Source organism: Acidaminococcus fermentans DSM 20731 (assembly GCF_000025305.1).
Taxonomy (GTDB): Bacteria; Bacillota; Negativicutes; order Acidaminococcales; family Acidaminococcaceae; genus Acidaminococcus; species Acidaminococcus fermentans.
The window spans coordinates 1,831,450-1,847,130 of record NC_013740.1; the positions used below are offsets into that span (position 1 = coordinate 1,831,450).

General features: G+C 55.3%; 12 protein-coding genes. 3 read left to right on the forward strand and 9 right to left on the reverse strand.

Annotation, left to right across the window (positions count from 1 at the left end):
- Positions 1 to 103: 103 nt before the first annotated feature.
- The 6 genes from ACFER_RS08450 to ACFER_RS08485 form a co-directional block, all read right to left on the reverse strand.
- Complete coding sequence (locus ACFER_RS08450; protein WP_227898273.1) at positions 104 to 1,441, reverse strand: prolipoprotein diacylglyceryl transferase; 1,338 nt, start codon at positions 1,439 to 1,441, stop codon at positions 104 to 106.
- 48 nt (positions 1,442 to 1,489) lie between these two features.
- Positions 1,490 to 2,398: a VirK/YbjX family protein gene (locus ACFER_RS08455; protein WP_012938999.1), complete on the reverse strand. Its 909-nt coding sequence runs from the start codon at positions 2,396 to 2,398 to the stop codon at positions 1,490 to 1,492.
- A gap of 232 nt (positions 2,399 to 2,630) precedes the next feature.
- Entirely contained in the window at positions 2,631 to 3,269 is a 639-nt protein-coding gene (locus ACFER_RS08460; RefSeq protein WP_012939000.1) for a hypothetical protein, read from the reverse strand.
- Between the two features lie 64 nt (positions 3,270 to 3,333).
- On the reverse strand, positions 3,334 to 3,858 hold the full coding sequence (locus ACFER_RS08465; RefSeq protein WP_012939001.1) for an SH3 domain-containing protein: 525 nt from the start codon (positions 3,856 to 3,858) through the stop codon (positions 3,334 to 3,336).
- A gap of 72 nt (positions 3,859 to 3,930) precedes the next feature.
- Positions 3,931 to 5,763, reverse strand: a complete 1,833-nt coding sequence (locus ACFER_RS11600) for an SH3 domain-containing protein (protein WP_012939002.1) — start codon at positions 5,761 to 5,763, stop codon at positions 3,931 to 3,933.
- A gap of 86 nt (positions 5,764 to 5,849) precedes the next feature.
- Positions 5,850 to 6,494 (reverse strand): YigZ family protein, encoded by a 645-nt coding sequence (locus ACFER_RS08485; RefSeq protein ID WP_012939003.1) that lies wholly within the window; start codon positions 6,492 to 6,494, stop codon positions 5,850 to 5,852.
- A gap of 366 nt (positions 6,495 to 6,860) precedes the next feature.
- Between ACFER_RS08485 and ACFER_RS08490 the strand changes: the two genes are divergently transcribed.
- From ACFER_RS08490 to ACFER_RS08500, 3 genes are all read left to right on the forward strand, one after another.
- The gene (locus ACFER_RS08490) at positions 6,861 to 7,265 is read left to right on the forward strand and encodes an HTH domain-containing protein (protein ID WP_012939004.1); all 405 of its coding nucleotides are present in this window, start codon (positions 6,861 to 6,863) and stop codon (positions 7,263 to 7,265) included.
- 29 nt (positions 7,266 to 7,294) lie between these two features.
- Positions 7,295 to 8,341, forward strand: a complete 1,047-nt coding sequence (locus ACFER_RS08495) for a DDE-type integrase/transposase/recombinase (RefSeq protein ID WP_222831707.1) — start codon at positions 7,295 to 7,297, stop codon at positions 8,339 to 8,341.
- A gap of 339 nt (positions 8,342 to 8,680) precedes the next feature.
- Complete coding sequence (locus tag ACFER_RS08500; RefSeq protein WP_012939006.1) at positions 8,681 to 9,958, forward strand: C40 family peptidase; 1,278 nt, start codon at positions 8,681 to 8,683, stop codon at positions 9,956 to 9,958.
- Positions 9,959 to 10,072: 114 nt separating this feature from the next.
- On the opposite strand, the gene ACFER_RS08505 is transcribed toward ACFER_RS08500, so the two are convergent.
- The 3 genes from ACFER_RS08505 to ACFER_RS08515 all read right to left on the reverse strand — a co-directional run bounded on the left by ACFER_RS08505 (position 10,073) and on the right by ACFER_RS08515 (position 15,349).
- Positions 10,073 to 11,341, reverse strand: coding sequence for an S-layer homology domain-containing protein (locus ACFER_RS08505; RefSeq protein WP_012939007.1), 1,269 nt, complete (start codon positions 11,339 to 11,341; stop codon positions 10,073 to 10,075).
- 1,130 nt (positions 11,342 to 12,471) lie between these two features.
- Positions 12,472 to 13,770, reverse strand: coding sequence for an S-layer homology domain-containing protein (locus ACFER_RS08510; protein ID WP_012939008.1), 1,299 nt, complete (start codon positions 13,768 to 13,770; stop codon positions 12,472 to 12,474).
- Positions 13,771 to 14,071: 301 nt separating this feature from the next.
- A complete protein-coding gene (locus ACFER_RS08515) occupies positions 14,072 to 15,349 on the reverse strand; it encodes an S-layer homology domain-containing protein (protein WP_012939009.1) in 1,278 nt (425 codons plus the stop codon).
- Positions 15,350 to 15,681: the final 332 nt, after the last annotated feature.

Genomic DNA, 15,681 nt, shown 5'->3' on the forward strand with positions numbered 1-15,681 from the left:
GCTGTTCCCTGGCTGGAAAACAGTTACACTCTTCAATATTATAACACAAAAGGCCCCTCTCTTCCGCAACTTTGTGTGAAAGAGAGGGGTCCCGCATATTCCCTTAGAGAGTGGAAGTATCGTAGGCGCTTCCGTCGTCTTCATCCAGCATGGGCTGGCTGTTGTCTTTCCGGGCCAGCTTCTTGGCTTCTTCGTCCCGTTTCCGGGCTTCCGCCAGAGCCGCCTCCGTTTCGTCGTCCGCCTTGTCTTCCCCGCTCTTGGCAGCGGGTTCCTGGGCGGCCGGTTTTTCTTCTGCCGGCTGGGTCATTTCCTCTTCCGATTCATCCAGGGCGACTCCCGTGTCCTTTTTGGGCTGGGGTGCTGCAGCCGGTTCCTTCTGGGCTTCCTGGGCCGGAACGGTTTCCGCAGCCGCTTCTTTGGTCACGGCAGAAGCGGGCTGGGCCACGGCAGGCGTGGTGTCCTGGGCGGAGCCATCCAGCTGCTGACCGGCTACGGCACTGCCGGCCAGGATCACTCCGTCCACACTGGTGTCTTCCGCAACCTGCACATAGGTGCTGGTCCCTGCCGGGATGGTCACGGAGGAGCCTTTCACGAAGGCGCCGCCCACAACGCCCACCGGTCCAAAGAGGATCATGCCCCCGATGGAAGCACCGGCGGCACCGGCAGCGGTCTTGGCCTGCTGTTTGGCCAGGTCGCCCACCATCACAGGGACGGCGCCCCCGTTGACGGCCACCACATGGGAGAAGTCCAGATCGATCCGGGCATCCCGCCCGAAGATCCGGGGCTGCACGATCTTTTTGATCTGGCCGTAGCCCTTGGCCCCTTTGGGCAGTACCAGGGCATCCCCCACATACACATTGTCATCCACCACAAAGTCGATGGTATCTCCCTGCTGGTTGGTCTTGCTGTTGATATCCTCCATGAACTTCACCTTGATCAGGGAATCCTTGGGCAGCACTACCGTGCTGGAAGTCAGGCTGCCGTTGGGGAAAGCCGCCTTGGTGAGACGGGACAAACGGCTGGTAAAAGAATCCTTGGCATATTCCGTGCCGAAGATCTGGGTTTCCAGAGTCCCCAGACGGGTCTTGGCCGCATCGGTGGACATCCGGTCAGAGAACTGCCATTCGATGACGTTCATCATGGTGGCCATGGAAAGCTTCCCGCCCACCGGGGCTCCTTCCAGACGGCTGTACAGCTTGTCCACCCGGCTCATCACAGAACCGGAGCTTTTCTGTCCGTACATATCCGTTTCCATTTTGTCCACCCGGGAAACCAGGGATCCGGTCTGCACGGCGCCGTACAGGAAATTTTCCGCGGTTTCCAGTTTGCCGGCCACCGTATTGGTGGCGGCCATTTCCTCGGCAAAGGCCGGGACAAGGCAGGTCAGGCAAAGCAGGGCTGTCAAAAACAGGCTGATGATTTTTTTCTTCAATCCAGACACCTCCGTCAGGGTAATTTTCAGAAACGATCGGTTTTATTGTAACATAAATCAGACTACGGCGAAAGGCTTCAGTTTCTCCGCCATCTCCCCTCGCATTTTGTCCATCAGTTCGTACCGGCGCCGGTGGTTGGCCCGTTTGGAGGGTTTCAGTTCCGACAGGTCCCGGCGCTTTTCCTCCAGGGGGATTTTGTAGAACCGGGGATCCGCCGTGGGTTCGCCTCCGCATTCTCCCCAGAAATCCCCAAAATTGGTCTTCAGCTTCCGGTCCATGCGCACATGGTTCATGGCGTAGTATCCTTCATTGGTCACCGCATAAATGGCTTCACAGCCCATCAAATCCGCCAGGGTCCGGAGCCCGTAGAAGATCAGGTTCTTGGTCCGGTAGCCGAAGAACTTCTTGGTCATGGCCTTTACTGCATCATTCCCCAGGCTGGTGCCCTGGAGAGCCCCCACCCAGAAGCAGGTCTTCCCGGTTTCCGGGGAGGGTCCCAGCCAGAACATGATCTGGTAAAAATCCAGGTCCCCCCAGTGGAGCACCAGGGACAGGCACCCTTCCTTCCGCTGGCCCGGATGGAACAGCAGGTCCAGGGTCAGGGGCTTTTCCTGGAATTCATCGGTCCACAGGTTCACCCGTCCGTGACGGACATAGATCTGCCGGAGGAATTCCGGCGTCATCTTCTGCTGGAGGGCCGCCACATGGTCCCGGATCAGCTTTGTCCGCTGCTCCCAGTCTGCTCCCTTGTAAAAGAAGGCCCGGGTGGCCTGTTCCAGCAGGCAGGGCATCCCCTGGAGCACCTCCCGGCGCAGGGGATCCTCATGGAAGAACTGCTGGAGTCCCGCCATCTGGCCCTGATGCATCCGGCAGCGGACAAGATACACCCAGTAGCGCTTCCGTTCCTTCAGATGTTTGAGATTGTAGCAGGCCCGGCCTGCTCCCTTGATTTCCGCCCAATCCATTGATGTGATTCCTTCCTTATGAAAACAGGGGCTGTTGCACAGGCAACAGCCCCTTTGGTCGCGGGTCTCGAGTCGCGGGCTTGTTGGTACAGACCGAAGATCCAGTTTTGCAGATTCCAGCCGATTTTGTCTTATCATCCTATAGAAAAAACAAGCGGCTTGAACCTCCTGGCTCGCGACCCGTGACTCGCGACCCGCGACCCGGGTGTGTGAACGTCTTTCACACACCCTTTTATTTGTTATTCTTAATAACCTTCTTCAGTTCTCTCCGGCAGAACAGGCCGAATTCGTGGTGCGGCCAGTCGGACCGGGGATTGATGGCGCCCGATTCCATTTCACGGCCATAGCTCCAGTGGTCCAGTTTGAACTTGTGGTTCAGCATGTTCACCGTAGCGAAACGGCCCCGGTAATCCAGGATGGTCATGGGTTCCCGGCGGAAGTTGTCTTCCGTCACATCGAACTTGTCCACGGCCATGACGATGACCACATCGGCCCCGCTGGCTTTGGCTACCGCTTCCAGCCCGGCCTGGGTGAACAGGTTGTCCTGTTCCTGGAGAGCCACTTTCCGGACAATGTCGGAATCCACCATATCATATTCCGGATACTGGAAGGCCTTGGCGATTTCGTTGCTGAACACGATGGGTTTCATCCCTTCGTTGTCTTCCACTTTTTCCCCGATCATCAAGGGCACCACAGCCAATTTCAGGGATTTCACCTGGGGCTGGGCAGCAGGGGTCTGCTGCTGGGTGGTGGTTTCCGCCGGTTTGGACGGAGTGAAGGTAAAGGTACCGGCTTCCGCCTGCCGGAATACAGGCAGGGTCAGTGCGGCGCTGAATGCCACAGCAGACAGGGTTTGCCAGATTTTTTTCATAGTGTAACCTCCTAGTTGTCATTTCTCCTATTTTATCACATTCCGAAGGCTGTTGGCCAGAAGCTTACAGTTCCTCACAGTAGGCAGAAGCCACCCAGCCGATGTCTCCGTTTTCCCGCTGAACCTTGGTCCAGTGGAGGCCGCCTCCATCCGCTGCATCCAGGATGGTGACGATTTCCCCTTTGGTGAAGTAATCCAGCACATCCCCGTTCTGGTTGGGGTCGCTGCGCATCCGGACTTCCGTTCCGGTGATCCGGCCCTTCCGGTCCTCCAGACGGGCCACCGAAGGGATCAGGGACCCTTCCGGCACCCGGCAGTATTCCCCGGCCACCCAGCCCAGGGTGCCGTCCTTCCGGCTCACTTCGTACCATTTCCGTCCTTCGTTCACGTTGCTCTTCAGGACTTCCACCTTTTCACCGTTTTCAAAATAGCCCAGGATCTCCGTATCCGTCCCGGCGCCTTTCCGCATCCGCACTTCCGTACCGATGATGGTGCCGGCGGCCGATGCCTCCACTTTCCGTTCCATGGGGAAAGTCAGACCCAGCAGACAGCACAGTGCAGCAAGAATCCGTCCCAGTTTTTTCATCATGGTCTGCCTCCTCTCCTTTTGTTGCAATCATTGTATCACGAACGCCGTTTCCCTGCCAGAGGGAACCGGAGCTCAGTTCTCCGCACAGAAATCCGCGGACACCCAGCCCACAGAACCATCGCTCCGCTGGACCTTCAGCCACCGCTGGCCGCCGCTGGTCACATCATCCAGGATAGTGACCGTCTCCCCGTTGTCAAAATACCCAAGCACATCACTGTCCGTGCTGTAGCTGGCCCGCATCCGCACATCGGTACCGGTGATGGTTCCCGTGGGGCTGCTGGAAGAGTCACCGTTGCCCAGGCTGCAGTAATCGGCAGCCACATAGCCGGTGGAGCCGTCACTGCGGGAGACCTTGTACCATGTCATGCCGTCCGCCCGGGTGCTGCCCAGGACTTCCACCGATTCGCCCTGGCTGAACACGCCGATGACGCCGCTGTCCAGGCCGGCGCCGTCCCGCATCCGCACGTCGCTGCCGGTGATCACCCCGGCTCCGCTTACGTCCGTATCCAGGGCTGCCGCCGCGGCTCTGGCGGCTTCCGCCTGCCGCTGTGCTTCCGCCTGGCGTTCCGCTTCTGCCTCGGCTTCGGCCTGCCGGCGGGCTTCTTCTGCCGCCCGTTCTTCCGCTTCCCGGCGGGCTTTTTCTTCCGCCGCCCGTTTTTCAGCGGCTTCCTTGATGGCCACCAGTTCCTTCATCCGTGCTTCTTCCCGGGCTGCTTCTTCCCGGGCTTCCTGAGCCTGGATGGCCGCCACCTTTTCCTTCACGGTCATGGGACGGGCCGGAGCCTGTTCCTTAACCCCTTCCAGTTTGGTTTCCGGCACCGCCGGTTTGGCAGTAGCGGTCTTTCCGGCTGCTTTCACCCCTTTGGCCACGGTCAGGCTGCCGGCTGCTGCTTCCGCAGCTCTCTTTTTCTCTGCCTTCCGGGCTTTGGCTGCTTGGGCCGCTTCTTTCCGGGCTTCTTCTTCCGCCCGGGCTTTGGCTTCTGCCCGGGCTTTGGCTCTGGCTTCCGCTCTGGCCTGGGCTTCTGCTTTGGCCTGGGCCTCCAGACGGGCCTGTTCTTCCGCCTTGGCTTTGGCGGCTTTTTCTGCTTTTGCTCTGGCCTTGGCGTCCGCTTTGGCTTTGGCTTCGTCCTGAGCTTTTTCTTTGGCTGCCAGACGAGCCCGGATCCGGGCCAGGCCCTGGCCGGTGCTTTCCCCGGTGCCGGCTGCGGTTTCCGCCGGTCTGGACCCTCCGCTTACCGCCGTTCCCTGGCTGGAAGCATTTTCCGTTTCCGCCGGTGCGGCACTGCTGTGGTCGATGGGAGCTTCGGTCACATTGCCCTCTTCATCCATGCCCGCCGCCGACAGGTTGATTTCGATTTCTCCCTCGCTTTTGTCCAGTACGGCTCCTGCATGGTACACCCCGATCAAGCTGCCGTCCCGGTCCACATAATAGGTATCCGGAAGGGTCTGGAGTTTGGCCGGGTCCACATCATACAGATACTGGAGCCCGTTCTGGGCCAGTCCTGCCAGCTGGTCTTTGGTATAGTAGTAGCTGAGAGGCCGCAGTTCCCCGGTCTTCCGGTCAAAGGTCATACCGACGCTTTCTTCCACGCCCATGTTGGGGGTCATCACCAGGGTGAAGCTGACCAGATCCTCGTCGGATCTGTGGACATCGTAATGGACCTTGCCGCCCCCCAGGGTGGAGGCTTCGCTGACGAAAGAAGCCACCTGGCTGCTGAGAGCCCGGTTGATTTTGTCATCCGCCGACCGGCTGCCGCCGCTGACCTGAGGACATTCCACCGTTACTTTATTTTCCGTACGGCTCAGCGTCTTTACGGAGACACTGGCCTCCGCCGTCCAGACCGGAACTGTGGTGGCCCCCAGGACCAGACAGCTCATCAGGACAGCACAAGTTTTTTTCAGCATTGATCATGCCTGCTTTCTAAAGATATTCTTTCCCCATCATCTCATGATGTACAATAGTATTAGTGTACTGTATCGGGGAGGGAAAATCAAGGCTGGCCCGGATCCACGGCACATTCTTCAAAGAAAGTTTTCTCTTCTTCCAAATTCACCGGACGGCTGAGGGTTTCCGTGAGCCAGGCTTCCGCTTCCCCCTTCCGGTTCCGGGGCATCACCAGGTGGATTTTGGCCCGGTTGGCGTATTCCACGTCCCCCACGGTGAACAGGGGCTGCTGGTACAGCTGGTTCAGCACCCGTCCCACATCGTCCAGGGACCAGACAAAGGAATAGTCCCCCATGGGCACCCTTTCCGCCAGCCCTGCTTCGTCCACCGCCTGGGCCACACATTTCCCGTAGGTACGGGTAAGGCCCCCGGCCCCCAGCTTGATGCCTCCGAAATACCGGGTCACCACCGCCGCCGTGTTGTACAGGTCCTTCCGGCGGAGCACTTCCAGCATGGGCGACCCGGCAGTACCACTGGGCTCCCCGTCATCGTTGGACCGTTCCACCCGGTTGTCCGGCCCCACAATGTAGGCCGAGCAGTTGTGGGTGGCATCCCAGTATTTTTTCTTCATGGCCCGGACAAATTCCTGGGCCTCTCCTTCCGTTTCCACCCGGGCCAGGGTACACAGGAACCGGGATTTTTCCACCACCAGCTCACTGGCCACAGGCCGGGCGATCACATATTTTCCCATAGGGGCTATCGTCCTTTCTCCATTGTGTATCACAAGGGATATTATACCATAAGAAACTCTGTCAGCGTCCGGGAGAAACTGTGAGGTTCATCGTTCACCGTTGGTCGTTTTGGTGTCGGAACCTCGTGCATCTGGCGGGGCGCCGGGCCTGCGCCCCCTACGGCATCGCAATGGGTCATTGGGTTTTCATCGTCTATACTGTACCCATAAGTGTGGACACTTTTTAAGAGTAGCACCTGCCCACAAAATTGGACAGGCTACAATTTGAATCCTTTAAAATTGGCGTGCTCATTTTGGACCCAACCTATTGAACACAATCATATGCATGTGGTATCCTCAAATCCAATAAAGCCAAGGAGAATCCACATGAGCAGAAAACTTTTTACTGAGGAGCAGATTGCAGCGTTGCGCCAGAACCCTTATGTGTATAGCGTAAGCCGCTCTACCCTGGTCCTGAGGAAGTCCTTTAAAGAAATCTTTTACACCGAATACATGGAAGGAGTCTATCCCAAAGACATCTTCAAAAAATACGGCTTTGATCCTGCTGTACTGGGCGAAAGACGCATTGGCGGTGCTCTCCAGCATATCAAAGAGGAATATGCCAAATATGGCTGTTTCTATGAAGGCAGGAGACCCGCCGACAGGTCTGACACCGCCGCCAAGGTCAAGCCTGAAGATGACATTAAGGCCCTCAGATATGAAGTTGAATACTTGCGGCAGGAAGTGGAATATTTAAAAAAAATTTTCGCGATCAAGAACACAAAAAGGTAGGTTCTCTGCTCATGAACGATTCCTCTTGTATGTTCGAAATCATAGAAAAGACGGTAAGTACCAGCGAGAACAGACTTTCCATCAGCAGTTTATGCAAGATGGCAGGCGTGTCCCGAAGCGGTTATTATGCCTGGGTAAAGGCGGAAGCATTTCGGCAGGCCCAGCAAGAACAGGACCGCAAGGACTTTGAACTGATCCTTGCCGCTTACAAAAGACGGGGGTACAAGAAGGGCGCCCGCAGCATCTATATGGAGCTGCTCCACATGGATCCGCCCGTCATTATGAATGTGAAGAAAATCCGTCGTCTGATGAAAAAGTTCCACCTGCTTTGCCCCATCAGGAAGGCGAATCCCTATCGGCAGCTGGCGAAAGCCCTGAAGACCAATACGGTGGCCGATAATCTGCTGCAGCGCCAGTTTGAGGACTATGGTCCTCGCATGGTACTGCTGACAGATATTACCTATCTTCCTTACAATGGGATTTTTGCTTATCTTTCCACCATACTGGATGCCTATACCAAGCAGATTCTGGCGTATGTCCTCAGCGATTCTTTGGAGGTGGATTTCGTGGTAGAAACGGTGAACAACCTGATTCTGGCGTATGTCCTCAGCGATTCTTTGGAGGTGGATTTCGTGGTAGAAACGGTGAACAACCTGATTCGAGATCACGGCGTCTCACTGCATGCTGAAACCATCGTGCATTCTGACCAGGGTTGCCATTACACGAGTCACAGCTTCATCGATATCCTCCATGACAAGAATCTCAGACAATCCATGTCACGGCGGGGGAATTGCTGGGACAATGCGCCGCAGGAAAGCTTCTTCGGCCGTATGAAAGACCATGTGAAAAAGAAAATTGCAGCAGCAGTGAGCTTCGAGGAGGTGAAAGCCATCGTAGATGATTACATGGATTATTACAACAACGAGCGCTACCAGTGGGAACTGGCGAAACTGTCGCCAAACGAGTTCTACCAATTTGTAACAACAGGGGTTTATCCGCTCGATATTCCCAAGATGCCCGAGGTTCCTACATTGAAGCGGAGAGCCTGTGAGCTGGGGAACCAGCTCACCTCATAAAATGGCAAAAGCAGCCATTTTATGAGTAAGGAGCCAGTGCATAAGATTGGATGGTTAGGGGCCTTCTGATAGACAATTACCAAACGTCCATTTTAAAGGTACCAGGATTGTTGAACTGTCTAAAACAAGGGGTCCTACTTTTAGAAACTGTCCTTGACAAGGGGTACGGTTTAGTCCGTGCTCTTCACTCTGCACTCTTCACTCTGCACTTTGCTGCATAACTATACTGCGATGAAGGCTTCACCGAGAACTTGTTGACACATACTCGACCGGGCTGTTGCGCGTGCAGCAGCCCTTCTTATGGTATAATAGGAACGCTATATAAAGGAGGTCATCATATTGCTGCATGCTTTTCATCGCATTTCTCTTCTGACCGGTGCCCTGTGCCTGTCCGCTTCGGTGGCTTTTGCCGCCGCGGCCATGCCCGGCACACCGGCTGCTCTCACCAAACCGTCCGCCTGGACCACCCCGGCGGGGAACACTATCCTGGCCACACCGGAACGGATCAAAGCCATGAACGCCCAGATGGACAAAGCCATTTTCGGAGATTCCATCCAGGACCTGGGGCCCACAATTTCCGGGGACAAGCTCACCGGCTACGTGAACGCCTTCGGCATGGATGAGGACCAGTACGTCCAGCGGGCTCCCCTGAGCCATTCCTTCGCGGCCCAGCTGGTCCAGGATGCCAAGGCCAACATCCGTCCCACCAACACGGTGAAATACGGAGTGGTGGTGGACCGGGTGGATCTCCGTTCCTTCCCCACCCTCCAGCGGGCCTTCGATTCCGCATCCGACACCCAGTTCGACAACTGGCAGGAAACGGCAGTGGATCCGGCCACCCCGGTGCGGGTATACCACACCAATCCCCAGGGGAACTTCATCTTCGTCCGTACCCCCCATTACCGGGGCTGGGTTCCCCGGAACAAAGTAGCCATCACGGATGCCAAGACCTGGCAGACCTATGCCAATCCGGCTTCTCCCGCCGTGGTCACCGGCCGGGTGCTGACCCTCCAGGCCGGCAGCCAGTCCCAGCTGTACCAGATGGGCACCGCCATCCCCACCCGGAACGGGAACCTGCTGCTGCCCACCCGGGACCACCAGGGCTATCTCCAGATTGTCCCGGTGAAAGCCGCCTACGGAACGGACCTGCACCAGGGATACCTGCCCTACACCGCCAACAACACCATTGAAATGGCCTTCAAGCACCTGGGTGCCCCCTATGGCTGGGGCGGCATGCACAACAGCGTGGACTGCTCTTCCTTCGTCCAGGACGTGTACAAGACCATGGGCATCCAGTTGCCCCGGAACGGGGACGAACAGGCCCAGTCCTTCCCGGGAAAAAGCTTCCAGGGCATGACCCACGACCAGAAACTGGCCTATATCAAAACCGCCGCTCCCGGTTCCCTGCTGTTTACCCCCTACCATGTGATGATGGTGCTGGGGAATTCCAACGGCACCCCCTACATGATCCATTCCCTGGCCTCCTACGGCATGGAGACCTCCAGCGGAGTGGTGAAGAACCGGATCATGCAGGTGGTAGTCAGCAAAGTGGATCTCATGGCCGGCAGCGGAACCCCCCTGGTGGACCAGATGACACAGTGCAATACGTGGAGATAGGAGCTTTGCTATGCAACAGCTCAGCTAAGGGGCCTTCGGCCCTGTCACTAGTCACTAGCCGAATGAAAAAAGACCGTCGCATCAATGATGTGACGGTCTTTTTTATGGAAGAAATTAGAATGTTACTACAAACTGGCTCCACAGGGTCCGGGCGTGTTTGCCGTTCTGGTCCCCTTCCTTGCCTTTCAGGTCGTAGTAATCCACTTCGGCCACCATGTTTTTAGCCAGGGTCAGGTTGCCGCCCACTTTCCAGCCTTTGAACCCATTGGTGACGCCGCTTTCACCGGGAACGAAGGTATCCCAGTTGCCATCCATGGTGTGGGCGATCACCGTGGAAGCGCTCTGGTCGTAATAAGTGGCCAGAAGGCCCCAGCTGCCCGGCTTGCTGCTTTCAGCTCCGCCATAGGTCAGGCCGGCCACCCAGCCGTCCTTGTCCCAGCTGCGGTCTTTTTCGTAATCGTTGCTGCCCCGCAGGTACATGGCGTTAAGGCCCAGTTTCCCGGCCTGGTATCCGGCACCGGCGGTCCAGATCTCATTGTCCGCTCCGTCCAGGAAGGTCACATTGTCCGCCCGGGTGTAGGTGGCAGACAGATGCAGGTTGCCCGTATCCCCGCCCAGTTCAGCGGTCCAGAATTTGTCGGCTACGGAGTTTTTTTCGTCATCGCTCATATAACCGAACCCGGATACATCGGCCATTTTCCCGTAGGCTGCCTGGAGGTAGGAAGCATGGCCCAGGTTCACCTTGGCCTTCACCCCGTCCACCTGGCTGTCATAGATATTCCCATCCGCCAGGAATTCATCATACCGGCCGGCCTTCAGTTCCACGCTGCCGATCCGGCCATCCAGGAACGCTCTCTGGAAATCCGTGTCGCTGTCCCCGGATTCGTTGCGGCCGCCGAAGTACTGGTGGTTTTCCAGCATGGAAACATAATGCCAGTTGTCATTCACTTCCCCGGTGAACCACAGACGGGTCCGCAGATCAGATTCGCTGCCCTTGCCGGTGGCGGAACCGGAATCGTTCCGGTAGCTCATCTGGATTTCCCCGGTGATGGCCACGTTGTCAGCATTCTTTTCCAGTTTGGCAACTCTAACGCCCAGGTTGTCCAGTTCATCGGCGAATTCGCTGACCAGCTTGTCATCGGCCCCGATGGCGCCTTTGGCCAGGGCTTTGGCCACGATCTGGGCCATTTCGTACCGGGTCATGGTCTTGTCCCCTTTGAAAGTGCCGTCCGGATACCCGTCAACCACGCCGGCGGCCGCCAGTTTGGCCACAGCGCCGTAAGCCCAGTGCCCGGCAGGCAGATCGGAAAAAGGATTGGCCGCCAGGGCCGTACCGCTGACGCCCAGAGCCATGGCCAGAGCCAGGATCAGTTTTTTGTTCATGGATAAAAGCCTCCTTGTGGTGCTTCCCCCAGCCAGGGCCTGTCAGGAGTATCCGTGTTTCCTCCGGCAGAAAAATGGATTGGGGTGAAGCATAGTTAGTTTTATATAACTTTACGCCACAAATTATACACTAAAGTAACTTCTTTGACAAGGTGGGGGGAAGAAGAATTCGGACCCCTATGGGTTCATCGTTCATCGTTTCGGATGCCAAATGCCGGGCATTTGGCTTTGAACGGTTCTGCCCGACCACTATTTTTTATCCGCCCTTTTCAAGGGCGGGGGACCGTTGCGCTTGCGCAATGGTGGTGGGTTAGCAGCCCTCTGGGCTGCGTTTCCATTCAGAAGCATCTGCCCCCGGCATATGGTTTCCTTATGAAAAGGCCGCCGGAACCTCCGGCGGCCTTTGTCAGCTGTCAACAGTCAGCGGCCGTACGATACAGCAACGCTTCTTCATGGCGGAATCTTTTAATATGCCGATGACAGTATTGGATGAGTTCTTCTGCTCTCTCCTGTGCCGTTTTCTCTCCCAGGCAGGCCTGCGCCCTGCGTCTGTAAAAACCTCCATCCACCAGGATTGCCGTTCGTATCATGGGAAACACCTCCGAATATAAAAAAGTCCCTGGATTCGGCTCTATCCCTATTATCGGACGGCTTACTACCAAGGACACTATTAACCTTATTGGTGCTAATATCATACATGAAATAGTGGCAAAAGTCAATGATGCTTGCCGAATTATTTTCTGAAATTTTTATTCATTTTATCATAAACGTTTCTATTTTGCAACTCCATGATGGAGGGTCGTCAGAACCGGCCCTGTGGGTTCATCGTTCATCGTTTCGGATGCCAAATGCAGGGCATTTGGCTTTGAACGTATGGCCCTGCCGGGCGGCCGGGACGGGACCTGCAACTATGCGGGGCGCCGGGCCTGCGCCCCCTACGGATAGGAGAAGACGTTAGAACCGGCACTGGCGGGCCGCCCGGCATGCGGCCCCTGCGGCATCGCGATGGGTCGTTGGATTTCCGCTGTCCCGCTCTGCACTCTACGTTCTTCCCTCTGCACTGGTTTCCCCGGTATACAAAAACGGCCCTCCTTTGGGGAGAGCCGTTTTTTGTGATTCTGATGGGATCATCAGAAAGTGATGTTCAGTTCGGACCACAGGGTGCGGGCGTGTTTGTTGCCTGCATCGATGCCGTTTTCTGCATCTTTATTCTTCAGATCATAGTATTCCACGGTAGCCACCATGTTCTTGGCCACGGTCAGGTTGCCGCCCACCATGTAGCCCTTGAACCCGGTGTACGGGAATACGTACCAGTCGCCGTTCATGGTGTGAGAGGCCACGGTCACAGCAGCCTGGTCATAGTATTTGGCATACAGGCCCCAGGTGCCCGGTTTCTTTTCATCGGCACCGGCATAGCCCAGACCCACTACATAACCATCATCATCCACATTGTTGACCCAGCTATTGTTCTTGGAATCAGCGTCACCCTTCAGGTACATGGCGTTCACATTCCATTTGCCGGCGGTATAATCGGCCCCAACGGTCCAGATTTTGTTATCAGTCTTCTCCAGGGTGCTTTCCCCTTCTTTCATGGCGCCGAAGTCCTGGTCATTGATCTTGGTATAAGTGGCTTCGCCATGCAGGTTGCCCCATTTGCCGCCCAGGGCTGCGCTCCAGTAGGTATCCCCTACAGAACCATTTTTATCCTGCCAGCCATACCGATCAGCGTTGGCCAGCTTACCATAGGCAGCGGACAGATATCCCTGGCCGAATTTTACATCAGCCCGGACAGCGTCGGCACGGTCATCGAACACGTTCCCATCGGCAATGAAGTCATTGAAACGGCCGGCGGTGATGTCCACCACGCCGATATTCCCGTTCAGGTAAGCTCTCTGGAAGTTCGTATCGCTGTCGCCGGATTCGTTCTTGCCTTCGAAGTATTGCTGGTTCTGGATCATAGCGGTGTAATGCCAGTTGTCGTTCACTTCACCGGTGAACCACAGACGGGTCCGCAGCTGGGCTTCGGATTTGTCATCCCAATTCTTGAAGCCGCCGCCTCTGCGATCTGCATAGCTGATACGGGCAGCCCCGGTCACCTGTACATTGTCCGCATTCTTTTCCAGTTTGGCCACCCGGACCCCCAGGTTGTCCAGTTCATCGGCGAATTCGCTGACCAGTTTGTCATCCGCACCGATGGCGCCTTTGGCCAGGGCTTTGGCCACGATCTGGGCCATTTCGTACCGGGTCATGGTCCTGTCACCCTTGAAGGTGCCATCCGGATACCCATCCACTACGCCGGCAGCAGCCAGTTTGGCCACAGCGCCATAGGCCCAGTGGCCAGCAGGCAGGTCGGAGAAGGGGTTGGCAGCAAAGGCAGTGGCGCTGACGCCCAGAGCCATAGCCATGGCAAACACTAAAGATTTTTTCATTGGAGATTCCTCCCAGAAGTTATTTTTATCCAGGCAGTTTTCCGTTTCTTTCCATTCCCGCGAGTCTCCTTGTTTCCTCTGTTCCTGGCAAAAGAATCAATCCACCTGCCTGGGATAAATCAATTGTGACAATTCTATCAACTTTTTATAAAGTACCATATTTACATATATTTTACAATAGTATCGGCATAGACTTGCAGGATACGTTTTACTTTGTACATTTTATTACACTTTTTATCGATTATTTTGCATAAAAAAAGACGATCTCTTGCGAGATCGTCTTTTGGGTTCCAATCGGAGATTAGAACGTAACAACCATCTGAGACCACAGGGTCTTGTTATGATCGCTGGTAGACCCTTTGTCTTTCAGGTCATAGTATTCAACCTGAGCCACCATGTTCTTGGCCACAGTCAGGTTGCCGCCGACCATCCAGCCTTTGAAGCCGTCCGGGCCGAAAGCATCGTAGTTACCGTTCATGGTATGAGCGATGTAGGTAGCGCCGCCCTGGTCATAGTATTTACCGAACAGGCCCCAAGAACCAGCTTTGGCAGCAGAAGCACCCTTATAAGCCAGGGTAGCTACCCAGCCATCGTTATCGGGTTCTACACCGTCAATCTTTTCATCGGCATCGCCGTGCAGGTACATAGCACCGATCTTCCAATCGCCTGCTTTGTAGTTGGCTGCAGCGGTCCAAATGTTGTCAGAACCTTTAACCCAGTTGGTATCCAGATCTTTTACATGCAGGTAGTTGGCTTCCAGGTTCAGGTTGCCGATGTCGCCGCCCAATACAGCCTGAGTGAATTCGCCAGCTTTGGATTCTTTAGCCTTAGCCTTTTCATCTGCAGTAGCCTTATCAAAGCCGGTCCAGCCGTAGGTATCAACATTGGCCATTTTGCCCCAGGTTGCGCCCAGGTAGGTAGCACCGAATTTGGTGTTGGCATTTACAGCATCCACACGGGTATCGTACACGTTGCCTTCAGCATAAGTACCGTTGTAACGGCCCAGGTTCATGTTCACAACACCGATGTTACCGGTCAGGTAAGCTCTCTGGAAGTCAGTGTCGTTATCGCCGGAGTCGTTATCGCCTTTATTGTTCCATTGTTGTTCGTTCTGCAGCATCCCAACATAATGCCAGTTGTCGTTCACTTCACCGGTGAAGAACAGACGGGACCGGGTCTTGGTTACGCTCTTCTTACCAAAGTCGCCGGTAGTATGAGCATAATGGGTACGGATGTTCCCGGTGATCTTTACAGCGTCAGCGTTCTTTTCCAGTTTGGCAACGCGGACACCCAGGTTGTCCAGTTCATCAGCGAATTCGCTGACCAGTTTGTCATCAGCACCGATAGCGCCTTTGGCCAGAGCCTTGGCAACGATCTGAGCCATTTCATAACGGGTCATGGTCTTGTCGCCTTTGAAGGTGCCATCAGGATAACCATCAACTACGCCGGCAGCAGCCAGTTTGGCAACAGCGCCGTAAGCCCAGTGGCCAGCAGGCAGATCGGAGAACGGGTTGGCAGCAAAAGCAGTTGCGCTTACGCCCAGAGCCATAGCCATAGCAAAAACTAAAGACTTTTTCATGGGATATTCCTCCTTAGGAATCACGGAGTGAATTTCCTGGGAGCATCCAGCTGACCTCTGCCGCGAGTATCCTTGTTTCCTCTGGTTCTTTCAGCGTTCAGCTCTTTGGATTTTCACAATACTATTGTGACAACTTCTTGTCACGGTTTTATTTTAACACAAGATTACAGAAAAAAGCAAATTTGTGAAGTATTTTTGACCGACAGTTGCACTTTGTTGTGATTATTCTATGTTTATTCTAAGTTTTATCACGTATTTTTATTTTTATAGTATACAAAAAGGACGATTCCGAAGAATCGTCCTTTTTGTATTGGTGAGGAAGAACCCACCAC